Consider the following 22,354-nt stretch of genomic DNA (forward strand, 5'->3'; position numbering starts at 1 on the left):
CATGATGAAAAACGGCCCTCGAATCATCACCGTAGCCAACCAGAAGGGCGGTGTCGGCAAGACCACCACCGCCATCAACCTGGCCACCGCTTTGGCCGCGATCGGCGAAAAGGTGCTGATCGTCGACCTCGACCCGCAAGGCAATGCCAGCACCGGCCTCGGCATCGACCGCAAGGATCGCACCGTCTCGTCCTACGACGTGCTGACCGGCGAATTGGAGCTGGAAGCCGCGGCCATTCCGACCGCCGTTCCCGGCCTTTCGATCGTGCCGTCGACGCTCGATCTGCTCGGCATCGAGATGGAGATAGCCTCGGCGCCGGACCGCGTGCTCAAGCTGCGCAATGCGCTGCGGGCCGCGACCGAGCGCGGAGCGCCCTTCGGCTATGTGCTGATCGACTGCCCGCCCTCGCTCAACCTTCTGACGCTCAATTCGATGGCGGCGGCCGATTCGGTGCTGGTGCCGCTGCAATGCGAGTTCTTCGCGCTGGAAGGTCTCAGCCAGTTGCTGGAAACCGTCGAGCAGGTGCGCCGGTCGATCAATCCGGACCTCACCATCCAGGGCATCGTGCTGACCATGTATGACGGCCGCAACAATCTGGCCAACCAGGTGGTGCAGGATGTGCGCCAGCATATGGGCGACAAGGTCTACGAAACCGTCATTCCGCGCAATGTGCGGGTGTCGGAGGCGCCATCCTACGGCAAGCCGGCGATCCTTTACGATCTGAAATGCTCGGGCAGCCAGGCCTATCTGCAACTGGCCTCGGAAGTGATCCGCCGCGAGCGTAAATTGCGCGCCGCTTGATTAAATCGGGTGCATGCTTAACAGCCGATTCGATACCGAAACGATCAAAAGACGATTATCCAAATAGACTCGGAACAGACATGAGCGAAGACCTTTCGAGGAAAAGACTCGGGCGTGGCCTGGCGGCACTGATCGGCGAGATCGACCGCCCGGCGGCACCGGAAAAGCCCGGCATGAGCGCCGACGGCAAGGTGCCGATCGAGTTCGTGAGCCCCAACCCGAAGAACCCACGCCGGCACTTTGGCGACGCCGAACTGACCGACCTCGCTCAGTCGATCCGCGAACATGGCGTGGTGCAGCCGGTGGTGGCGCGGCCGTCGCCGACGCAGGCGGGGCGCTACGAGATCATTGCCGGCGAACGGCGCTGGCGGGCGGCGCAGCGCGCCGGGCTGACCGAGATTCCGGTCATCATCCGCGAGGTCAACGACCGCACCGCGCTCGAGCTGGCGATCATCGAGAACGTCCAGCGCACCGATCTCAATGCGGTCGAGGAAGCGCTGGGCTATCAGCAACTGATCGACGAGCACGGCTACACCCAGGCCGATCTCGGCAATGTCATCGGCAAGAGCCGCAGCCACGTCGCCAATACGCTGCGACTTTTGAAGCTGCCGGACGTGATCCGCGACATGCTGGTCGACGGCGCGCTGTCGGCCGGTCACGCCCGCACGCTGGTGACGGCGGAGGATCCGGCCGGCCTTGCCAAGCGCATCGTCGAGGAAGGACTTTCGGTGCGCCAGGCCGAAGCGCTGGCGCAGATGCCGGCCGGCCCCACGCCGGCCAAGCCGAAGCAGCCGCAGGCCGCGCCGGAAAAGGACACCGACACGCTGGCGCTGGAAAAGCTGATGACCGATACGCTCGGCATGATCGTGGCCATCGATCACAAGGGCAAGGGCGGCGAGTTGCGGGTGTCCTACCGGTCGCTGGAGCAGCTGGACGAGCTGTGCCGGAGATTGAAGCAGGAGCGGTAGTTAGCCGGCGAACTTCGACTTCCCTTCTCCCCTTGCGGGAGAAGGTGGCCTCGCGAAGCGAGGTCGGATGAGGGGTGTTCCAGGGAAAGCCAACGCCTCACTCCGCTGGAACACCCCTCATCCGACCTCGCCGCTGCGCGCCGATCCACCTTCTCCCACAAGGGGAGAAGGAAAGATGCACCGCCGCCAGCGCGGCTTGACACTCCCGGCCAACGGCGTAACCTATATTAGATATGGCTTAAATAATTTGCCCTGGCGTGCCGGCCCATCGCGGCGAGGGCTGCTTGCCATTCCTGCCGTGTCGAGAAATGGCACCGCCTCGCCAAAGCGATATGCCGACGCGCCTGACGTAAAGCGGGAGGTGCAAATGGCAGTCCGTTGGCAATTGTCCGGAAGTTACTTCGAAAACTGCAGCTGCGATGTCGTCTGTCCTTGCCTGCTGTCCACCCAGGCACAGCTGACATCGAAGCCTACGAAAGGCTTTTGCGACGTCGGTCTGGCCTTTCATATCGACAAGGGCAATTACGGCGACGTTCCACTGGATGGGCTCAGTGTCGCCATGGTCGCTCACACGCCGGGTCCGATGGCAAACGGCAATTGGACGGCTGCCGCCTATATAGACGAACGGGCCGATGACAGGCAGACAGAGGCGCTGGGCGCCATCTTCACTGGCGCCGCCGGCGGTGTTGGCGCCCATGATCGCCACCAACCTCGGCGCCAGGAAGGTGCCGATAGACTACCGGGTAGACGGCAAGAAGCGGTCGGCGGCGATTGCGGGCGTCATGCGGATGGCGGTCGAGCCGCTGCCGACAATGCGCGAGGACGGGCAGATGTGGGCGGCCACCGGCCATCCCATCAATCCCGACTGGCTCGCTTTGGCGATGGGGTCGCAAGGCAGTACATTCAGCGACCAGGGCATGAGCTGGGACAATTCAGGCCGGAACGGACATTACGCCCCGATCAACTGGTCTGGCGAGTAGTCGTTGGTCTGCGCGGGTCGCTGCGCTCCTTGCTCCGCCCGTGGATGACGAAACCGCGAGGTCTCGGAAACGGTGAAACGCTCTAACGCTGCCCCAGCCTCGCGCTTTCCACCGCGATGCCGAGCAGCGCCTGACGCGCCAGCGCGACCGAAAGGTCCGGCCGCCGCCGCGTCTGCAGCACCGCGGTCTGCAGCCGGGTCAGCGCGCGGCTGAGGGCTTCGCTGCTCCAGCGCTCCAGCGCCTTCTCCACCAGCTTGCGCCGCGAGAAGAAAACCGGCGGGCGTGCACCGGCGACGACCGATGCGGCATTGCGCCCGGCGGAGTCCATCTGGCCGCGCATGACCTGGATCTGCTGCAACTGCCGCATCGCCGAGGACAGCACCAGGAAGGGCGGGCCGCCGGACTGGCAATGGCGGGTGAAGGCGGTGTCGAAATCGCCGACCTTGCCTTCGAGCAGCGCGTCGACGGCATCGTCGAAGGAGGCGCCGGACACGTCGCCTGACGTCGCCCTGACATCCTCCAGGCCGATCTCCTTCTGGCCGTGGGCGTAGAGGATGAGCTTTTCGATCTCGCCGCGCGAAGCCAGCCGGTCGCCGCCGAGATTGCGGCGCAGCGCTTGCCTCGCCTCCAGCGTCATCGACATGCCGGCCTTGCGCAGCTCATCGTCGATCACGGTGTCAATGTCGCGGGCCTCGTCGGCATAGCAAGGCAGCGCCATGGCGCTGTCGGCGCCCTCGACCACGGCGCGCAGGCCGACGCCCTTCTTCAGGTCGCCGGCCTCGATCAGGATGATGGCATCGCGCGCGGGCTCCGCCGTCAGCGCCTTGACGTCCTCGGCCAGCGCCTTCTGGCCGGTGGCATTGCGCACCCAGAGCAGGCGCCGGTCGGAAAACATCGGCACGGTGCGGGCCTCGTCGAGCAGCCGGCCCTCGTCGCGGTCGACCTCCGAGCCTTCCAATCGGACCACGGAAAAGGGATCGTCGAGCGGCAGGCCGGTCTTTTCGGCAAAGGCCTTCGCACGCTCGGAGACGAGGCCGCGATCGGGACCATAAAGCAGGACGATGGAGAAGCGCGCGTCAGGCCGCGCGAGCCAGGAATCGACCTCGAAAGCTTTCTTCTGTGCCATGGCGGGTGGTTAGCATGGCAAGGCGGCGGCGTGAACAGAGTTCGATCTCCCCCTCGTGGGGAGATTGGCAGCATCAACCCCAGCGCCCGACAAGTGAATCGCCTTATCTGGCGGAAACCCAAGCGCAACCTTGCGCCAAATTGCGCGCTTCCCCTCAACATCGACAAGAAATTTCGCGGACATATCTCCATCCTCATGCGCGGGAGGCCGGGTCGGCCGGCGCGGCCGGTCCGATGACCTTCGACGAATTCGCACTGGACGCGCGGATGTGCAAATATCCTTGGCTAGGGATATTGGGGCCAGGCAACATTGGAGGACGAAGGTCATGGCCGATGCTGGGATGTTGCGTTTCCACGTTCCGGAGCCGGAAGTGCGGCCGGGCGGCACGCCTGATTTCTCCAACGTGACCCTCGCGGCGGCCGGCTCGGTGCCGCGCCCCGACATCGATGTCGATCCGCGCACCATCCGCGACATGGCCTTCTCCATTATCCGTGTGTTGAACCGCGATGGCGAGGCCGTCGGGCCTTGGGCCGGGCTGCTGTCCAGCGAGGAATTGCTGGAAGGCCTGCGCCACATGATGACGCTGCGGACCTTCGATGCGCGCATGCAGATGGCGCAGCGCCAGGGCAAGACCTCCTTCTACATGCAGCATCTTGGCGAAGAGGCGGTGAGCTGCGCCTTCCGCAAGGCGCTCGCGCCGGGCGACATGAATTTCCCGACTTATCGCCAGGCAGGGCTGCTCATCGCCGACGGCTATCCGATGGTCACGATGATGAACCAGATCTATTCCAACGAGGCCGATCCGCTGAAGGGCCGGCAGCTGCCGATCATGTATTCGTCGAAGGAGCACGGCTTCTTCTCCATCTCCGGCAATCTGGCGACGCAATATATCCAGGCGGTCGGCTGGGCGATGGCCTCGGCGATCTCGAACGATTCCAAGATCGCGGCGGCCTGGATCGGCGACGGCTCCACGGCGGAATCCGATTTCCACTCCGCCCTGGTGTTCGCCTCCACCTACAAGGCGCCAGTCGTGCTCAATGTCGTCAACAACCAGTGGGCGATCTCGACATTCCAAGGCATAGCACGCGGCGGCTCCGGCACCTTCGCGGCGCGAGGCCTCGGCTTCGGCATCCCGTCGCTGCGCGTCGACGGCAACGACTATCTCGCCGTCCATGCTGTCGCCAAATGGGCGGCCGAGCGGGCGCGGAAGAATCTCGGGCCGACGCTGGTCGAATATGTCACCTACCGCGCCGGTGCGCATTCGAGCTCGGACGATCCGTCCGCCTACCGGCCGAAGACCGAATCCGACGCCTGGCCGCTCGGCGATCCGATCGTGCGGCTGAAGAACCATCTGATCGGGCTCGGCGTCTGGTCGGATGAGCGGCACGCACAGGCCGAGGCGGAAATCCTCGACACGGTGATCGCGGCGCAGAAAGAGGCGGAAAGCCACGGCACGCTGCATGCCGGCGGCAAGCCGTCGACACGCGACATGTTCGAGGGCCTCTATGCCGAGATGCCGCCGCATCTCAGGCGCCAGCGCCAGCAGGCGGGAGTCTGAGCCATGCCAAGACGGACCATGATCGAGGCCATCCGCGACGCCATGGATGTGTCGATGGGGCGCGACGAGAAAGTCGTCGTGTTCGGCGAGGATGTCGGTTTCTTCGGCGGCGTCTTCCGCTGCACGCAGGGCCTGCAGGCCAAATACGGCAAGAGCCGCTGCTTCGACGCGCCGATCAATGAATCCGGCATTGTCGGCTCGGCCATCGGCATGGCGGCCTATGGCCTGAAGCCGTGCGTGGAAATTCAGTTTGCCGACTACATGTATCCGGCCTACGACCAGCTGACCCAGGAAGCGGCACGCCTGCGCTACCGTTCGAACGGCGATTTCACCTGCCCGATCGTGGTCCGCATGCCGACCGGCGGCGGCATTTTCGGCGGCCAAACGCACAGCCAGAGCCCGGAAGCGTTGTTCACCCACGTCTCCGGCTTGAAGACCGTGGTGCCGTCCAATCCGCACGATGCCAAGGGGCTACTGATCGCGGCGATCGAGGATCCTGATCCGGTGATCTTCCTTGAGCCGAAGCGGCTCTACAACGGCCCCTTCGACGGCCATCACGACCGGCCGGTGACGCCGTGGTCGAAGCATGAGCTCGGCGAGGTCGCCGACGGCCACTACACCGTGCCGCTCGGCAAGGCGGCGATCCGCAGGGCGGGCGCGGCGGTTACCGTGCTCGCCTACGGCACCATGGTTTATGTCGCCCAGGCCGCGGCCGAGGAGACCGGCATCGACGCCGAGATCATTGATCTCAGAACGCTGTTGCCGCTCGACCTCGACACAATCGTCGCTTCGGTCAAGAAGACCGGGCGCTGCGTCGTCGTGCATGAGGCGACGCTGACCTCGGGCTTCGGCGCCGAGCTGTCGGCGCTGGTGCAGGAAAACTGTTTTTATCATCTGGAGGCGCCGGTGGCGCGGGTCGCCGGCTGGGACACGCCCTATCCGCACGCGCAGGAATGGGACTATTTCCCGGGGCCTGCCCGCGTCGGCCGCGCGCTGATTGAAACCATGGGAGCTTAAGATGGGCGAACACATCATCAAGCTTCCCGATGTCGGCGAAGGCGTCGCCGAGGCCGAACTCGTCGAATGGCACGTCAAGGTCGGCGACATTGTGCGCGAGGACACGGTGCTTGCCGCCGTGATGACCGACAAGGCGACGGTCGAGATCCCGTCGCCCGTCGATGGCGAGATCCTGTGGCTGGGCGCCGAGATCGGCGACACGGTGGCGATCGGCTCACCGATCGTGCGGCTGAAAGTGGCGGGCGAGGGCAATGTGAAGCCGCAGAGTGGCGAGGCTGAAGCGGTCGCCGCCGAGCCGCCGCCGAAACTCCCGACACCGAAGCCCGAGACCGTTGCGCCAACCGCGAAGACCCCGCCAAAGGCCGCCGCCCCGGAGGCGAAACCCGCCCCGGCCGTCGCGAAAAGCACCGGTCAGAGGTCCATCTCAGGCGCGCCGCGCCCGGAGGGTGAAAAGCCGCTGGCGTCGCCGGCCGTGCGGCTGCGGGCGAAAGAGGCCGGCATCGATCTGAGACAAGTCGCGGGAAGCGGTCCGGCCGGGCGCATCGGCCATGAGGACATCGAAGCGTTCCTGGCGCGCGGACCGCAGGTGGCCAAGGCTTCGGGTCTTGCCCGCAACGATGCGGTCGAGGACATCAAGGTGGTCGGCTTGCGGCGCAAGATCGCCGAGAAGATGACGCTGGCCAAGTCGCGCATCCCGCACATCACCTATGTCGAGGAGATCGACGTCACGGCACTCGAGGAGTTGCGCGCAGCGCTCAACAAGGAGAAGCGTCAGGCCAAGGGTGGCGGAGAGAGGCCGAAGCTGACGCTGCTACCGTTCCTGATGCGAGCGATGGTCAAGGCGATCGCGGACCAGCCGCAGCTCAATTCGCTGTTCGACGACGAGGCCGGCATCATCCACCAGCATGGCGGCATCCATATCGGCATCGCCGCGCAGACGCCGTCCGGGCTGGTGGTGCCTGTCGTCAAGCATGCCGAGGCGCGCGACATCTGGGATTGCGGCGCCGAGGTCAACAGGCTGGCCGAGGCGGCCAAGTCCGGCACGGCGACGCGCGACGAGCTCTCGGGCTCGACCATCACCATCACCTCGCTCGGCGCCATGGGCGGCATTGCGACCACGCCGGTCATCAACCATCCGGAAGTGGCGATCATCGGCGTCAACAAGATGATGGTGCGGCCGGTGTGGGACGGCACCCAGTTCATCCCGCGCAAGATGATGAACCTGTCGTCGAGCTTCGACCACCGGGTGATCGACGGCTGGGACGCGGCGGTGTTCGTGCAGCGCATCAAGGCGCTGCTGGAAACGCCGGCGCTGATCTTCGTGGATTGAGGCGATGAGAACGGTCGCAAGGTCCCCCTCACCCGGATTGCCAAGACCGACTTGCCAAGAGCAATTCGGGGCAATCCGACCTCCCCGAGGGGAGAGGAGGTCGTCGACGCCGGCGCCAGTCTCTTCTCCCCACCGGGGAGAAGGTGGCCGCGAAGCGGCCGGATGAGGGGCCTTCACCAAAATGAGCGTGCCAAGATGAAAGAAATCTCCTGCAAGCTGCTCGTCATCGGCGCTGGTCCGGGTGGTTATGTCTGCGCCATCCGTGCCGGCCAGCTCGGCGTCGATACCGTCATCGTCGAGGCCGGCAAGCCGGGTGGCACCTGTCTCAATGTCGGCTGCATCCCGTCCAAGGCGCTGATCCATGCGGCGGAGGAGTTCGAAAAGGTGTCGCATATGTCCGGCGGCAAGAGCCCGCTTGGCATCTCGGTCGCCGCACCCGCGCTCGACCTCGGCAAGACCGTCGCCTGGAAGGACGGCATTGTCAGCCGGCTCAACAGCGGCGTCGCCGGGCTGTTGAAGAAGGCCGGCGTAAAGACCGTGCATGGCTGGGCGACGTTCCGCGACGGCAAGACCGTGGAGGTGGAGACCGAGACCGGAAGCCAGGTGATCCGGGCCGAGACCATCGTCATCGCCACCGGCTCGGCGCCGGTCGAACTGCCGTTCCTGCCCTTTGGCGGGCCTGTGATCTCGTCCACGGACGCGCTGGCGTTGAGCGAAGTGCCGAAGAAGCTTGCGGTTGTCGGTGGCGGCTATATCGGGCTCGAACTCGGCATGGCCTTCGCGAAAATGGGCGCTGACGTGACGGTGGTCGAGGCCTTGCCGCGCGTGCTGGCTCAGTATGACGCCGAGCTGACCCGGCCGGTGGTCAAGCGGCTCGCCGCGCTCGGCATCGAAGTGATGACCGGGGCCAAAGCCAAGGGATTGTCGACCAAGGGCGACGCGCTGCTGGTCGAGACGGCGGACGGCAAGAATGCCAAGGTTACCGCCGACAGGATCCTGGTGACGGTCGGCCGCAAGCCGGTGACGGAAGGCTGGGGTCTCGAGCAGATCGATCTCGACAGGGCGGGCAAATTCATCCGCATCGACGACCAGTGCCGCACCTCGATGCGCGGCATCTTCGCCATCGGCGACGTCACCGGCGAGCCGATGCTGGCGCATCGCGCCATGGCGCAAGGCGAAATGGTCGCGGAAATCGTCGCCGGCCACAAGCGCAGCTGGGACAAGCGCTCAATCCCCGCCGTCTGCTTCACCGACCCGGAACTGGTGACGGCAGGGCTGTCGCCGGAGGAAGCCAAGGCTCAGGGCGAGATCAAGATCGGCCTGTTCCCGTTCGCCGCCAATGGGCGGGCGATGACCAGGCTCGGCGAGGACGGGTTCGTGCGCGTCGTGGCGCGCGCGGACAACCATCTGGTGCTCGGCATCCAGGCGGTCGGGCAGGGCGTGTCGGAACTGTCGGCGGCGTTTGGCCTGGCGCTCGAGATGGGCGCGCGGCTGGAGGATATCGCCGGCACCATCCACGCGCACCCGACACAAGGCGAGGGGTTCCAGGAAGCGGCGCTGAAGGCGCTCGGGCACGCGCTGCATATTTAGAGCGCTTACCCTCCCCCTTGTGGGGAGGGTCGATCCGCGAAGCGGAGCGGGGTGGGGGTCTTGACCGATCGTCGGCGCTCACCCCCACCCCGTCCCGCAATCTCCGCTTCGCTCCGATTGCGAGCCGACCCTCCCCACAAGGGGGAGGGTGAAGAGATCAGCTCGCGAGCCGGCTTACCATCTCGTGCTGCGCATAGGCCCGTCCAAAACGATTGGCCAGGAATGCATCCAGAGCGATGTCTTCCTGCTTGACGAAACCGGTGGTCGGCAGGCTGCCGTCGGCCAGCATGTCGAGCACGGCGCAGATGCCGGACGCCGTTGTGATCTGGATGGCGCTGCGGACCTGGTTGCCGACGCGCTGCGAATAGATCTTGTTGGCGTAGGTTTCCTGCAGCAGGCGGCCGTTGCGGCGGCCGGAGACGGTGACGAAGACGATGACCACGTCCTGCAGCGTCGCCGGCAGCGCGCTTTCGAAGATGTCCTTCAGCACGTCGCGGCGGTGGCGCAGGCCGAGGTCGTTGAGCAGCGCCTTCATGATGGCGGCGTGGCCGGGATAGCGGATGGTGCGGTAGTTCAGCGTGCGCACCTTGCCCTTCAGCGTCTCGGCCAGAGTGCCGAGCCCGCCGGAGGTGTTGAACGCCTCGTAGGTCACGCCGTCGAGCGAGAATTCCTCGCGCTCTTCCAGCGGCGGCACTTCGATCAACTCGCCCTCGACGATCGCCTCGCAAGGCTCGCAATATTCGTTGATGACGCCGTCGGTGCTCCAGGTCAGATTGTAGTTCAGCGCGTTGGAGGGGTATTGCGGCAGCGCGCCGACGCGCATGCGCACGCTTTCCAGCGAATCGAAACGGCTGGCGAGGTCGTTGGCGACGATCGAGATGAAGCCCGGCGCCAGCCCGCATTGCGGGATGAAGGCGCTCTTGCCCGAACGCGCCAGTTCCTTGACGCGGCGGGTCGAGACGACGTCCTCGGTGAGATCGAGATAATGCACGCCCGCACTGGCCGCCGCTTCAGCGATGCGCGTGGTGAGATGGAAGGGAGCGGCGCTCAGCACCGCGAACTTGCCGGCGAGGGCTGCTTCCAGGGCGCCGGCGGCCGCGATGTCGAGTTCGAGCGCCTCGACGCCGGCCGGCACTTCGGCCGCGGCAAGCTGTGCCGCCGAGCGGTCGACGAGGGTGACGCGGTAGTCGCCGGTCGCGGCGAGCATTCCGGCGATGGTCGAGCCGATCTTGCCGGCGCCGACGATAACGATGTTGTTTATGGTCACATACCCCTGCCAATTTCGATTTGCTTTAAGCAATTCCCGGACGGAAACCGCTCCGCACTTGCTGGAATCGCTCTTGAATTGGCGGAATCATCGCAGCTTGCCTGTCGAAAAGAAGCGTGAAATCCTGCAGAATGAACCTTATCTTTAGTCGATCTGCCGAAAGGATTCGTCGAAATGCTCAGCGAAGCCGAATACGCCCTGCTTTCCCTGCTGCGCTCCAACGCCCGCGCATCGACGGCCGAACTGGCGCGCCAGCTCGGCGTGTCGCGCACCACGGTGCAGAGCCGGATCGAGCGGCTGGAGCAGCGCGGCATCATATCGGGGTACGGCGTCAAGCTCTCCGCCGATTATGAGCAGGGGCTGGTCAGGGCGCATGTGCTGCTCACCGTCACGCCCAAACTCGCCGACAAGGTGGTGCGGGCGCTGCAGGCGCTGCCTCCCGTGCGGACGCTGCATTCCGTCAGCGGCAATTTCGACATGATCGTCATCGTCGACGCGCCGTCGATCCGCGACCTCGACGCGCTGCTCGACCAGATCGGCGCCATGGACGGAGTGGAGCGGACCTCTTCGTCGATCATCCTGTCGACGCGGATCGATCGGTAACGTCTCAGGGCCTGAGTTCCTCGCCCCCCACTCCCATCTACGCTATGCACACATCTTGTGTGACAGGCGTAACTGATTGGCGCGAGGCTTGATTGCCACGTGGTTCCCCCAATCCGTCGCTGCTTCGCAGCGCCACCTTTCCCCCCTCCGGAGGGAAAGGAAGGGAGCTTTGCTGGAAAAGCGTTGACGGCAAAAAGCTTGGCGCCCTTCCTCTACCCCGTCGATCGGGGGAGAGGTGTCTCGGCGAAGCCGAGACGGAGTGGGGGTCGACCAGCGCAGCATAAGTCTAATCCGTCGCCAGCGGAAAACTCACCACTACGGCCAGGCCCGGCTCACAATCCTCCAACGCAATCGATGCTCCGTGCAAGTCGGCGATGGCCCTGACGAGGCTCAGCCCAAGGCCGCTGCCTGGCGTCGAGCGGCTGTGGTCCAGCCGGTAGAGCCGCTGGAAGACTTTTTCTCCTTCCTCGGCGGGGATGCCCGGTCCATTGTCGGCGACGCCGGCAAGCACGCGGTCGCCCTGGCGTGCCACCGACAGTTTGATTGATGTGCCCGGCGGGCAATGGCGCAGCGCGTTCTCGACCAGATTGGCGAACATCTGTGTCAGCAATTCCGGATCGCCGTGGATGTGGCCGGCGGCCCGATGAAGCTCGGCCGACGACAGCGCCTTGCCGTCATCCTCGGCCACGTCGGTGTAGATCTCGGCGATGGTTTGCAGGATTTCGCCGAGATCGACATCGGTGAAGCGCGCCTTGCGGGCGCCGGCCTCGATCTGGGCGATGCGCAACAGCGCATCGAAGGTCTCGTTGATCTGGTGACCCTCCGCACGCGCGTCGGCCAGATCATCGGAGACGTCCTGATGCCGCGTTGCCTTGTCGGCGGCGCCCTCCAGGATCATCTGCAGCCGGTTGAGCGGCGTCTTCAGATCATGCGCGATGTTGGCGCTGACCTGCTTCATGCCGTCAACCAGGCCCGACAGGCGATCGAGCGCCGCGTTGATCTGGCTGGAGACGATGTCGATGTCGTCGCCCGTGCCGGTCAACGGAATGCGGGTATCGAGCCGGCCATGCGAGACATCGACCATGGTGGCGGCAATGCCGTCGAGACGGCGCTGGACACGCGAGGCAAGCAGCGCGCCGCCGGCGACCGCCAGGCCGGTGATGATCAGGGTTGCCCAGCCGAAGCTCATCATCGCCACGGTTTCCAACTCCTCCGTTTCGGAGAGACTGAAGGCGACCGTCAGATTGTTGCCGCCGACCAAACCGGAAAAGGCGCGATACTCCGTATCCGGAGGCACGCCTGGCAACACGGCGTCGAACGCCGAGAACCCGTCGGGAAGCCCGGCGGCGGTGAAATTGCCGGCCAGGTGGTTTCCGGCCGGGTCGGTCAGCGAAAACAGCTGTTCTTTCTTCGGGCTGAGCTTTGCATGGCTTTCGATCGTGGCGACAAGGTCCTCCAGATCGTTCGGGGCATAGGTGGCGGCGACGACCGAATAGGTTTCCTTGATGTTCTCGTCGAGCCGTTCGGCAAGATCGGCGCTCATCATCTGGTAGACGATGGCGCCCGACAGCACGAAGGCCAGCATGAACAGGAAGCCGAATGTCAGGGCGAGCCGGAACGGCGTGCTGCGCAGCAGGCGAGACCAGGTGCCGATCATGGCGCAAGCGGCGCGTGCAGGCTGTAGCCGGTGTTGCGGATGGTGTGGATGAGCTGAGCCTCGAACGGCTTGTCGACCTTGGCCCGCAGCCGGCTGATATGGGTCTCGACCACGCTGGTCTTGGGGTCGAAATGAAAGTCCCAGACGCGCTCCAGAAGCATGGTGCGGGTGATGACACGGCCTTCGCCGCGCATCAGCACCTCGAGCAGGCTGAATTCGCGCGGCTGCAGGTCGATCGGCTGGCCGTGACGCGTGACGCGCCGCATGATGAGGTCCATCTCGAGGTCGGCGACCCGCAGCACCGTCTTCTGCTCCTGCGCCGCCGGCCGGCGGCCGAGCGCATTGATGCGGGCAAGCAGCTCGGAAAAGGCGAAGGGCTTGACCAGATAGTCGTCGCCGCCCGCCTCCAGGCCCTCGACGCGGTCGTCGATGCCGCCGATCGAGGTGAGGAAGATCGCCGGCGTGCGCACGCCGGCCGCGCGCACCGCCTTGATCATCGACAGGCCGTCGAGACCCGGGATCATGCGGTCTGCGATGATCACGTCATAGCTGCCGCTGGTGGCGGCGAAGAGCGCGTCATGGCCGTTGCGCAGGAGGTCGCAGACGTGGCCGGCCTCGGTCAGTCCCCTGACGATATAGTCCGCTGTCTTGTGGTCGTCCTCGACGAGAAGAAGCCGCATCGCTGTCCCGGTTGATTGCCGATATCGGGCACAGGCTATCACCGGCATGGCCCCGTTCCTAGGATGGCATGGACCGGCAACCGACGAAGCCTAATCCGATCCCAGCAGGATCTCGTCGGCATCATCGGCGGTTTTCTTCAGTGTCATGTAGAGAACAAGTGCTGCGATGCAGGCCAGGAAGATCAGGCTGGTGAAGGTGGTGCCGAAGCCGAGGCCGCCATATTCGACCGGCTGCGACAGAAGATCGCCGAAAGAGGCGCCGAGCGGCCGCGTCAGGATGTAGGCCAGCCAGAAGGCCAGGATGGCGTCGAGGTGGATGAGATAATAGGCAAGCGCGATCAGCGCGATGACGCCGCCGAACATGAGGCCCGAGGTGAGATAGCCCATTTCGAAGCTCTCGGCGACGAGATCGCCGGCGGCGGTGCCGAGCGAGAAGGTGAACAGGATCGCCAGCCAGTAGAAGATCTCGCGCCGGGTGGTGAAGATGGTGTGGATCGACAGCGTTCTTTCGCTGGCGTACCAGACCGCGAAGGTGGCCACGAGCGCGACCGAGAAGGCAATCGTCGTCGTCTGCAGGCGCACGCCGAACGTGTCGACGAGGTTGTCGGTGATCAAGGTGCCGACGACGCTGATCAGCACCACCGCCAGCCAGTAGGCCCAGGGCACGTAGCGCTTCTGCGCGAACTGCAGGCCAAGGGCGACGATCAGCACGCCGGCCATGATCAGCGAGGTGACGGTCAGCCCGAGCCCGAGATTGACGGCGAGATAGTCGGCCGCCGTCTCGCCCATGGTGACCGCCATCAGCTTGATCAGCCAGAAGTCGAGCGTAACCTCCGGAACCCTGTTCAGGCTCTGTACGGCAGGCTGCTTGTTGGTTGGGAGCATGGCTGAAGTCCTGAGGTTGATGGTTGCGGCGGGAGGAAAGCGCATCGCGAGGGGGATCGTGCGATCCGCCCCCTGCACACCCTCGGATGAGGCCCGAGGGTGCTTTGGACGGCATGAATTACTTGCCCATGACTTTCATCGCCTGGGCGAAGAAGTCGTCGGCGCGCTTGTCGTCGTCGGCATTGCAGCGTTCGATCCCCTTGGTCTCCAGCTCCGAGACCTTGTTCTTGTCGGCGTCATTGAGCTTGGCTGCCGCTTCAGCGGCACGAAGGGCCTTCAAGCTTTCCTCACAAGGCGTGGGTGCCGCGTAAGCGGTGGAAATCGCTGCCGAGACAGCGAGGGTCCCCGCTGCGATGGCAAGTGAAAATCGCCTCATGAAACCATTCCCTATCTATGCCGGTGGTCCGGCCGCCGTAATTGAAGCCGACCTAAATGGCGGGCCGGCATTCGGACATTAAGGACGCGACTTCACTGCAGCCTGTCGCGGGGCATACAAATTCGTAAGGAAGACCGGGATTGGCGCAAAAGGCCTTTACGAACGCCGCTCGCTGCGCTGATAGAAGTGACCGCCTTGTATCCGCCATCAATGGCGCGCCCCAGTTCCGAACCCAAATCCGTGCCCCAGGAAACACGAATGACCTATGCCTCGCTCAAGCCGGTTTCACAGGCCTTCGTGCAGCGCAAGCGGCTGATCTTCGTGCGGGCGGCGGCAGTGCTGGCGGTGCTGCTTTTGTTTCTCACCAAGCCGGCGCTCAGCGAAGGCTCGAACGGGCATGAGACGCTCGAGTTCCTGGGCTTCTGCCTGGTGCTTGCTTGCGTTGCCGGCCGGCTGTGGAGCATCCTCTATGTCGGCGGCAAGAAGAACGAGGAGCTGGTTTCGACGGGACCGTTCTCGATGAGCCAGAACCCGCTCTATTTCTTCTCGACGGTCGGCGCGGTCGGCATCGGTCTGCTCTACGGCTCGCTGGTGGCGGCGGCCGTGCTTGGCGTCGCCAGCTTTCTCATCTTCCGTGTCACGGCGCGCAAGGAGGCCGAATATCTGCTTGGCAAGTTCGGCCCGACCTACACCGCCTATATCAAGGCGACGCCTCGCTTCTGGCCGAACCCGCTGCTCTACCGCGACGACGACCAGCTGCAGTTTTCGACGCGCGCGCTCAAGCGCACCTTCTTTGACGGGCTCTATTTCCTCGCCATCTTCCCGGCCATCGAGCTGATCGAGTATTTCCGGGAGACTGGCCTGCTGTTCCCGGCCTTCGTCACGCTGTACTGATCGGCCATTGTCGGGCTAATTTGCGGGTCATGCCGCACTTCCAGGAGCCTGCAGTCTCGGCTGAAAGCGAAGGGGTCCGCGTGATGGTCTTCACCACCGAACACGCGGCCGCCTGGGCCGAGCTGATTGCGGCGGTGCCGGCCGAGATCGGCGATCGCCTGGCGGGGCTGCGCAAGATCGCCGGGGTCACCGGCGTGGCGCATTGCAGCGAGGATCGCCCGGAGGCGATCGTGGTCGGCCAGCGCCGGCCGGCGGCGGCGATGATGCGCATCGCCCTGTTCTGGACTGCCGCGAACATCAGCGCGGGTGACGGCGCGCGCCTGCTCGAGGCGCTGGAGATGGAGGCGCTCGCGCAAGACGTGCTCTGCCTGCGCGCCGACGAGGATACCGCGTTGCGCATCGGCGGCCGGTGGGAGCGCCACGACGGCTTCCTGCAGCGCTGGATCGGCATCGAGCCCGCCCGCCCGCAGGGGCAGGTTCCGCCGTCCTGGCCGCAGACGGCGGGTTTTACCTGCGGGCCGTCGGCGCTTGCCATGGCCATGGCCGGGCTCGATCCGGCCTTGCTGCCGGACCGGGCGCTGGAGGTCGAGCTCTGGCGCGAGGCGACCACCATCATCGGCCCGAGCGGTCCGGGCGGCTGCGACCCCTACGGCCTGGCGCTGGCGGCGCACCGGCGCGGGCTGCGGGTCGAAATCTTCATGAGCAGCGCCGAACCGATCTTCCTCGACCGCGCCAGTTCGCAGGAAAGGCGCGGGCTGATGAGCTTCGTCCAGGCCGGCTTCAGGCGCGAGGCCGAAGCCGCGTCATTGCCGATCGAGGCACGCGTCTTTGCCGTCGAAGAGATCGGCCAGGCGCTCGACCGCGGCTTCTCGGCGCTGGTGCTGATCGACCATGCGCCGATGATGGGCGACACCTGCCCGCACTGGGTGCTCGTCCACGGCCATGGCGACGGCGTCTATTTCCTCAACGATCCCTGGATCGAGCCCGACCGGCTCGAACTGGCGATGGACGTCGTCGATCTCCCGGTCAGGGCGGCGGAGCTCGACCGGATGGCCTGGTACGGCAATCCGGCCTGCCGCGCCGCGGTGCTGGTCGGGCGATAGCGTCTGGGGGATTGGCGGCGGCTTTCCTCGAAGTCGGGATCGTCCCGGCTAATTCCGAACGTCAATGATAACCGACGAACGAGAGACGGAATTCCGCCACCAACAACCCGTCCCACCCAAGCACTACTAGCTTCCCAGCGGATAGGGCATGTAGCCGACGAAGCCGGCGATCTTCCAGCTGCCGCCGACCTTCCTGCAGAAATACAGCGTCTGCCATTTCAGCCGGTCGACGCTGCCATCCGCCTTGGCAATGGTGCCGTCGAACTTCTTGTGCAGCACGGCGCGGTCGCCGTCGACGTCGATATCGCGCAGGTTGGTGACGCGAAACAGCGCCTCGCGCAGCGGCTCGGCGAATTTGGTCGCCGCCGTCTCCTTGGCCTGGCGCAGCCACTCGTCGCGATAAATCTCCAGCCTCGGGAATTGCAGCCGCCAGGCGTCGGCATTGGCGAGGAAATGCGCATGCATGCCGAAGAAGCTCTCGGCGATGAAATCGTTCTCGACCATGGACCAGTCCTGGCCGATGAAGGCGTCGATGTCGCGCCGCACCAGCATCTCCCAAAGCGCGTGGCGGTCGGCGTCGCCTGACGGAAACGGGTTCTTGTCGAAGGTCATTCTCGGTCTCTCCAGTCTCGCACAGGCATCGGTCCGTCGCGGCTTGAAAGCCGTCCGGCAGGCGCGCACGATGCAAGCGCTCCTGTAATAAAGCAACATGAATTTCGAAGAATGTTGCTTTCCAACAAGGGCCCTATCGGGACCGGCCCGATCGCGCTAAATCTGCGGCGAGGCGGATGCCGCCCTGGTGTCCTGTCGCAAAATCAGAGGAGGCGATCCCGTGCCCAAGCAGACTTTTGGAACATCCCACGTGCCGCTGTCGCCCGCCGTGCGGGCCGGCGACTTCGTCTATGTCTCGGGCCAGGTTCCGGTCGGCAACGACGGCATCGTGGTCAAGGGCGGCATCACGGAACAGACCGAGCAGGTGCTCGCCAATGTGAAAGCGGCGCTGGCCTTGGCCGGCTGCACCCTGGACGATGTGGTGAAAACCACCGTCTGGCTGGAAGACGCGCGCGATTTCGGCGCCTTCAACGCGGTTTACGCCAGGCATTTCCCAAAAAATCCGCCGGCGCGCACCACGGTCGAATCGCGGCTGATGATCGACATCAAGATCGAGGTCGAGGCCGTCGCCTATCGGCCGGTCTGACAGGCGCAACGAAGCGGAGGTTCCCCTCATGCAATTCGACCTCCTGCTGAAGGGCGGACGGCTGATCGATCCGGCGTCCGGCATCGATGCGCCGCGCGATGTCGCCATCGCCAATGGCCGGGTCGCCGCGATCGATGCCGACATCCCGGCCGATCGCGCCGCGCAGGTCGTCGACGCGACCGGCTGCATCGTCGCGCCCGGGCTGGTCGACCTGCACAGCCACGTCTATTGGGGCGGCACCTCGCTCGGCGTCGATGCCGACCGGCTCGCGGCCAAAAGCGGCACCACCACCTTCATCGATGCGGGCAGTGCGGGCGCCGGCAATTTCCTCGGCTTCCGCCGCCACGTCATGGAGCGGTCCAGGGTGCGCATCCTGGCCTATGTCAACATTTCCTTTGCCGGCATCTTCGGCTTCTCGCAGTCGGTGTCGGTCGGCGAGTGCAGCGATCTCAGGCTTTGCGAGCCGCGTGAGGTGGTCGCCGCCGCGCGCGAACATGCCGATGTCGTCGTCGGCGTGAAGGTCCGCTCCGGCAAGCATGCCGGCGGCACCAGCGGCATCGCGCCGGTGGACCTGGCGCTGGAGGCCGCCGACAAGGCCGGCCTGCCGCTGATGGCGCATATTGACGAGCCGCCGCCCGGCCGCTCGGAAGTGCTGCCGCGGCTGCGACGCGGCGACATCCTCACCCATTGCTTCCGGCCGTTTCCCAACGCGCCGGTCTTCGCCTCGGGCGCGGTGCGGCCGGACATGCGGCTGGCGCGCGAACGCGGCGTCATCTTCGATCTCGGCCATGGCATGGGTTCGTTCGACTTCGACGTGGCGCGCGCCATGCTGGCCGAGGGGCTGGCGCCGGATGTCATCTCGAGCGACGTGCATCTCTACTGCGTCGACGGGCCGGCCTTCGACATACTGGTCTGCATGTCGAAGCTGATGGCGCTCGGCATGCCGCTGGTCGAGGTGCTGCGCGCGGCGACGCAAGCGCCGGCGCGGGCGATCGCCAGGCCGGACCTCGGCACGCTGGCGGTCGGCACCGTCGGCGATGTCACTGTCCTTCGCCAGCGGCCGGGCCGTTTCACCTTCGTCGACGCGGTGGGTGCTGCGCTGGTCGCCGATCAGCGGCTGGTGTCGGAAGGCATCGTCATCGGCGGCACCTGGTGGCCGAACGAGGCGGTCAACGATGTCAGCGAGACCGAGCGTTTCGAGGCGCATGCCGCCCATACGCATGTCGAGGTGGCGGCCCGGCACTTCGGGCACCGGCATGAGTGATTAGGCGTCTATCGGGCGAGGCGGAGATGCCCGGTAGGCAGGGGTTGTAGCTGTCTTGCGGCGGCACATTTTGGAACCGCCTTCCCCCACTCCGTCGCTGCTTCGCATCGCCACCTCTCCCCCCTCCGGAGGGAGAGGAAGGGAGCCTAGCTCGGTTAGGCTCGCACCTTTCCTCTCCCCCGTCGATCGGGGGAGAGGTGTCGAGCGAAGCTCGACGGAGTGGGGGTCGACCTCAGCCAGCGTTGCTCGGCTTCCCGTAAACCGGCGTCGCGATCCCTTCCATCCGCGCCTTGATCTGCAGCGCGACATATATCGAATAAAACCGCGACAGCGCCAGATTGCCGCCGTGGAACCACAGCGCTTCCTGCGCGGTCGGCTTCCACATGTTGCGCAGCTCGCCTTGCCAGGGGCCGGGGTCGCCCTTGACGCCGGAGCCGAGGCCCCAGCAGGGGCCGACCTTGTCGGCCACTTCGCGCGAGACGAGTGCCGCGACGTTCTCGTTCATCGACTGGTAGCCGGTGCAGGCGATGATGGCGTCGGCTTCGAGCTCGCCGCCGTCCTCGAACAGGATGCCGTTTTTCGTCAGCGCCTTGATGGCGACGCCGCTGCGGATGCCGATCTTGCCGTCGATGATCAGGTCCGAGGCGCCGACATCGATGTAGTAGCCGGAGCCGGTGCGGTAGGCCTTCATCAAGAGCCCGGTCTCGTCGTCGCCGAAATCGATGGCGAAGCCGGAGGCCCGCAAGCGTTCATAGAAGGCCGCGTCGCGCGCCTTGATCACCTCGTAGAGTGCGCGCTGGCCCTTGGGCACCAGCGCGAAAGGGGTCGAGGCGACGATCATGTCGGCCTTCTCGGTGGTGATGCCGCGTGCCAGCGCGTTTTCCGAGAAGATCTCGAAGCCGACCTCCATCAGCGTGTCCGATTTGACCACGGTGGTGGGCGAGCGCTGGATCATGGTGACGTCGGCGCCGCTTTCCCACAGGTCGACGCAGACATCATGCCCCGAGCTGGCCGCGCCGATGACGGCGACCTTCTTGCCGCGGAACTTGTCGCCGCTCGCATACTGGCTGGAATGCAGCAATTCGCCCTTGAATTCGCCGGCGCCGGCGAGGTCGATCTTTCGCGGCGGGCCGTAGGCGCCGGTGGCGAAGACGACGTGCTTCGGCTTCAGCGTGACCTGCCGGCCGACGCGGTCGACCACGACAGTCCATTCCTTCCGCGCCTCGTCATAGGAAGCGCTGAGGCATTTGGTGGCGACCCAGTAGTTGAGCTCCATGACGCGCGTGTACATTTCCAGCCAGTCGCCCATCTTGTCCTTGGGCGTGAAGACAGGCCAGTTTTCCGGGAACGGAATGTAGGGCAGATGGTCGTACCAGACCGGGTCGTGCAGCACGAGCGTGCGGTAGCGGTTGCGCCAGGAATCGCCGGGCCGCGCATTCTTCTCGATGACGATGGTCGGCACGCCGAGCTGCCGTAGCCGCGCGCCCAGCATGATGCCGCCCTGGCCGCCGCCGATGACCAGGCAATAGGGTTGCTCCGAAGCGCCGAGTTCGCGCGTCTCGCGCGCCCGCGCTTCCGACCAGGTCTCGCGCTCCGGGTCGGCCTTGTGGCGCACGCCGAGCGGCCGCGCCAAACCCTTGCGCTCTTCGAATCCTTTGAGATCGGTCATCGCGGTGAACAAGGTCCGGCAGCGGCCGTCGCGCAGGCGCATGATGCCCTGGCCTGACGCCACCGCCGTCTCGAAGGTGAACCAGGCTTCGATCGTGCCCTCGTCGGAGGTTGCGTCGCCGGTGATCTGCCATGCGGTTGGCCTGGTCGCCGCCAGCTTTGCCTCGAGCATCTCGGCGATGGCCTCGCGGCCTTCCATGGTCGTGACGTTCCAGGTGAAGGTCAAAAGATCGCGCCAGTAGCAGTCGTCGACGAACAAATTGCTTGCCGCGTTCGCATCGCCGGCGGCGAGCGCCTGCGCCAGGGAGTCGAGCCACGCGGTTGCCTGTTTCGTCGGTGCCATTTCGAGCATTCTTTTCCCTCTTCCTGCAGTGAACTAATCCCCGAGCGGCTCCATCTCCTTGCCGGTGCGGTGGATCTGGGCGTTGTATTTGATGCGGCGCACCGTTTCGCGGGCCGAGCCGTCGAGCTTGTAGGCCGAGGCCACGGCCAGAAGGTCGATCGCCGCCAGGAAGGCATAGCGCGAGGCGGTCGGCTTCAGCGTGTCGGGATATTCGGGCACCGCCACGGTCAGCCTGACGTCGCAGGCCCGCGCCAGATCGGTGTCGGGCGCGGTCACGGCGATGGCGTTGGCGCGGTAGTGCTTGGCAAGTTCGACGGCCTCGATGACCTCGCGGGTGCGCCCGGTCGCCGAAATGGCGATCACCAGGTCGCCCGGCTTCAGCGTCGAGGCGGTCATGCGCATCAGATACGGATCGCACTGGGCGCTGACCGTGATGCCGTAGCGAAACAGCCGGTACTGCGTCTCCTGCGCCAGTGCCGAGGAACTGCCGCCAAGGCCGAAGACGGTGACTTGCCGCGCCTTGGCGATCAGTTCGGCGGCCTTCTGCAGCTCACCCGGATCGAGCTGGCGTTCGGCCTCCTGCAACGCCCGGCGCGCCTCGCCAAAGACGGCGTTCCAGAACGGCATGCCATTGTCGTTGCTGACCGCCGGCGGCTTGGCCAGATAGAGCGCGCCGACGACGAGGCTCTGCGCCAGCTTCAGCTTGAAATCGCGCACGCCCTCGCAGCCGATGGCGCGGCAGAAGCGGGTCACGGTCGGCTCGCTGACGCCGGCGCGCTCGGCAATCGCCGCGTTGGAGGCGTCGACGGCATATTTGACATCGTCGAGCACGACATCGGCGACGCGGCGCTCCGCCGGGCTCAACTCCGCGTAGGAATCCTTGACCAGCGAGATGATGTCCGGGATGCGCCTGACATCGCGTCCCTCCGTGTCGTGGGTTGCAACAGGCTCGTGCTGGCTGTCAGCGTCGGTCATGAAGTCGGTCTTCCCTGCCTTTTCGACCTGACCTCTTATCATGTTTGCACGCTGTCGTTCCATGCGCCCC

20 protein-coding genes and 1 pseudogene are annotated in these 22,354 nt (G+C 65.4%); 12 read left to right on the forward strand and 9 right to left on the reverse strand.

Annotation, left to right across the window (positions count from 1 at the left end; genetic code table 11):
• The first annotated feature begins 1 nt into the window (after position 1).
• The 3 genes and pseudogenes from AC1DPX_RS04945 to AC1DPX_RS04955 all read left to right on the forward strand — a co-directional run bounded on the left by AC1DPX_RS04945 (position 2) and on the right by AC1DPX_RS04955 (position 2,750).
• Complete coding sequence (locus tag AC1DPX_RS04945) at positions 2-802, forward strand: ParA family protein (protein WP_202357082.1); 801 nt, start codon at positions 2-4, stop codon at positions 800-802.
• Positions 803-882: 80 nt separating this feature from the next.
• A complete protein-coding gene (locus tag AC1DPX_RS04950) occupies positions 883-1,770 on the forward strand; it encodes a ParB/RepB/Spo0J family partition protein (protein WP_069090575.1) in 888 nt (295 codons plus the stop codon).
• Positions 1,771-2,137: 367 nt separating this feature from the next.
• A pseudogene (locus AC1DPX_RS04955) lies at positions 2,138-2,750 on the forward strand (DUF1326 domain-containing protein).
• 82 nt (positions 2,751-2,832) lie between these two features.
• On the opposite strand, the gene holA reads toward AC1DPX_RS04955, so the two are convergent.
• Positions 2,833-3,876: a DNA polymerase III subunit delta gene (holA, locus tag AC1DPX_RS04960; protein WP_477234991.1), complete on the reverse strand. Its 1,044-nt coding sequence runs from the start codon at positions 3,874-3,876 to the stop codon at positions 2,833-2,835.
• A gap of 325 nt (positions 3,877-4,201) precedes the next feature.
• On the opposite strand from holA, the gene AC1DPX_RS04965 reads away from it, so the two are divergent.
• The 4 genes from AC1DPX_RS04965 (at position 4,202) to lpdA (ending at position 9,371) form a co-directional block, all read left to right on the forward strand.
• Entirely contained in the window at positions 4,202-5,434 is a 1,233-nt protein-coding gene (locus tag AC1DPX_RS04965) for a 3-methyl-2-oxobutanoate dehydrogenase (2-methylpropanoyl-transferring) subunit alpha (protein ID WP_202352136.1), read from the forward strand.
• 3 nt (positions 5,435-5,437) lie between these two features.
• The gene (locus AC1DPX_RS04970; protein ID WP_202357086.1) at positions 5,438-6,451 is read left to right on the forward strand and encodes an alpha-ketoacid dehydrogenase subunit beta; all 1,014 of its coding nucleotides are present in this window, start codon (positions 5,438-5,440) and stop codon (positions 6,449-6,451) included.
• Between the two features lies 1 nt (position 6,452).
• Positions 6,453-7,781 carry a dihydrolipoamide acetyltransferase family protein gene (locus AC1DPX_RS04975; RefSeq protein ID WP_477234993.1) on the forward strand — a complete coding sequence of 443 codons (1,329 nt, stop codon included), beginning with the start codon at positions 6,453-6,455 and terminating at the stop codon, positions 7,779-7,781.
• 195 nt (positions 7,782-7,976) lie between these two features.
• Entirely contained in the window at positions 7,977-9,371 is a 1,395-nt protein-coding gene (gene lpdA, locus AC1DPX_RS04980) for a dihydrolipoyl dehydrogenase (protein WP_477234995.1), read from the forward strand.
• 157 nt (positions 9,372-9,528) lie between these two features.
• On the opposite strand, the gene AC1DPX_RS04985 is transcribed toward lpdA, so the two are convergent.
• Entirely contained in the window at positions 9,529-10,632 is a 1,104-nt protein-coding gene (locus AC1DPX_RS04985) for a saccharopine dehydrogenase family protein (RefSeq protein WP_477235755.1), read from the reverse strand.
• Between the two features lie 180 nt (positions 10,633-10,812).
• On the opposite strand from AC1DPX_RS04985, the gene AC1DPX_RS04990 reads away from it, so the two are divergent.
• Positions 10,813-11,241 (forward strand): Lrp/AsnC family transcriptional regulator, encoded by a 429-nt coding sequence (locus AC1DPX_RS04990; protein WP_477234997.1) that lies wholly within the window; start codon positions 10,813-10,815, stop codon positions 11,239-11,241.
• A 286-nt stretch (positions 11,242-11,527) separates the two neighbouring features.
• Here the strand turns inward: AC1DPX_RS04990 and AC1DPX_RS04995 are convergent, their stop codons facing one another.
• The 4 genes from AC1DPX_RS04995 to AC1DPX_RS05010 all read right to left on the reverse strand — a co-directional run bounded on the left by AC1DPX_RS04995 (position 11,528) and on the right by AC1DPX_RS05010 (position 14,743).
• Positions 11,528-12,898: a sensor histidine kinase gene (locus AC1DPX_RS04995; RefSeq protein ID WP_477234999.1), complete on the reverse strand. Its 1,371-nt coding sequence runs from the start codon at positions 12,896-12,898 to the stop codon at positions 11,528-11,530.
• On the reverse strand, positions 12,895-13,578 hold the full coding sequence (locus tag AC1DPX_RS05000) for a winged helix-turn-helix domain-containing protein (RefSeq protein WP_202357096.1): 684 nt from the start codon (positions 13,576-13,578) through the stop codon (positions 12,895-12,897). Before AC1DPX_RS05000 ends, AC1DPX_RS04995 begins: the two co-directional genes overlap by 4 nt.
• Before the next feature lie 90 nt (positions 13,579-13,668).
• Entirely contained in the window at positions 13,669-14,463 is a 795-nt protein-coding gene (locus AC1DPX_RS05005) for a COG4705 family protein (RefSeq protein ID WP_477235001.1), read from the reverse strand.
• Between the two features lie 118 nt (positions 14,464-14,581).
• On the reverse strand, positions 14,582-14,743 hold the full coding sequence (locus AC1DPX_RS05010) for a hypothetical protein (protein ID WP_342216531.1): 162 nt from the start codon (positions 14,741-14,743) through the stop codon (positions 14,582-14,584).
• A 354-nt stretch (positions 14,744-15,097) separates the two neighbouring features.
• On the opposite strand from AC1DPX_RS05010, the gene AC1DPX_RS05015 reads away from it, so the two are divergent.
• Positions 15,098-15,733: a methyltransferase family protein gene (locus AC1DPX_RS05015; RefSeq protein WP_477235003.1), complete on the forward strand. Its 636-nt coding sequence runs from the start codon at positions 15,098-15,100 to the stop codon at positions 15,731-15,733.
• Between the two features lie 83 nt (positions 15,734-15,816).
• The gene (locus AC1DPX_RS05020) at positions 15,817-16,836 is read left to right on the forward strand and encodes a peptidase C39 family protein (protein WP_477235005.1); all 1,020 of its coding nucleotides are present in this window, start codon (positions 15,817-15,819) and stop codon (positions 16,834-16,836) included.
• A 126-nt stretch (positions 16,837-16,962) separates the two neighbouring features.
• Here the strand turns inward: AC1DPX_RS05020 and AC1DPX_RS05025 are convergent, their stop codons facing one another.
• A complete protein-coding gene (locus AC1DPX_RS05025) occupies positions 16,963-17,448 on the reverse strand; it encodes a hypothetical protein (RefSeq protein WP_477235007.1) in 486 nt (161 codons plus the stop codon).
• Between the two features lie 220 nt (positions 17,449-17,668).
• Here AC1DPX_RS05025 and AC1DPX_RS05030 point away from each other — a divergent pair, with 220 nt between their 5' ends.
• Complete coding sequence (locus tag AC1DPX_RS05030; protein WP_477235009.1) at positions 17,669-18,034, forward strand: RidA family protein; 366 nt, start codon at positions 17,669-17,671, stop codon at positions 18,032-18,034.
• Between the two features lie 28 nt (positions 18,035-18,062).
• The gene (locus AC1DPX_RS05035; RefSeq protein WP_477235011.1) at positions 18,063-19,298 is read left to right on the forward strand and encodes an amidohydrolase/deacetylase family metallohydrolase; all 1,236 of its coding nucleotides are present in this window, start codon (positions 18,063-18,065) and stop codon (positions 19,296-19,298) included.
• Between the two features lie 232 nt (positions 19,299-19,530).
• Here the strand turns inward: AC1DPX_RS05035 and AC1DPX_RS05040 are convergent, their stop codons facing one another.
• On the reverse strand, positions 19,531-21,318 hold the full coding sequence (locus AC1DPX_RS05040) for a flavin-containing monooxygenase (protein ID WP_477235013.1): 1,788 nt from the start codon (positions 21,316-21,318) through the stop codon (positions 19,531-19,533).
• A 24-nt stretch (positions 21,319-21,342) separates the two neighbouring features.
• A complete protein-coding gene (locus AC1DPX_RS05045) occupies positions 21,343-22,284 on the reverse strand; it encodes a MurR/RpiR family transcriptional regulator (RefSeq protein ID WP_477235015.1) in 942 nt (313 codons plus the stop codon).
• Positions 22,285-22,354 lie beyond the last annotated feature (70 nt).

This window comes from Mesorhizobium sp. 01N446 (assembly GCF_056399285.1).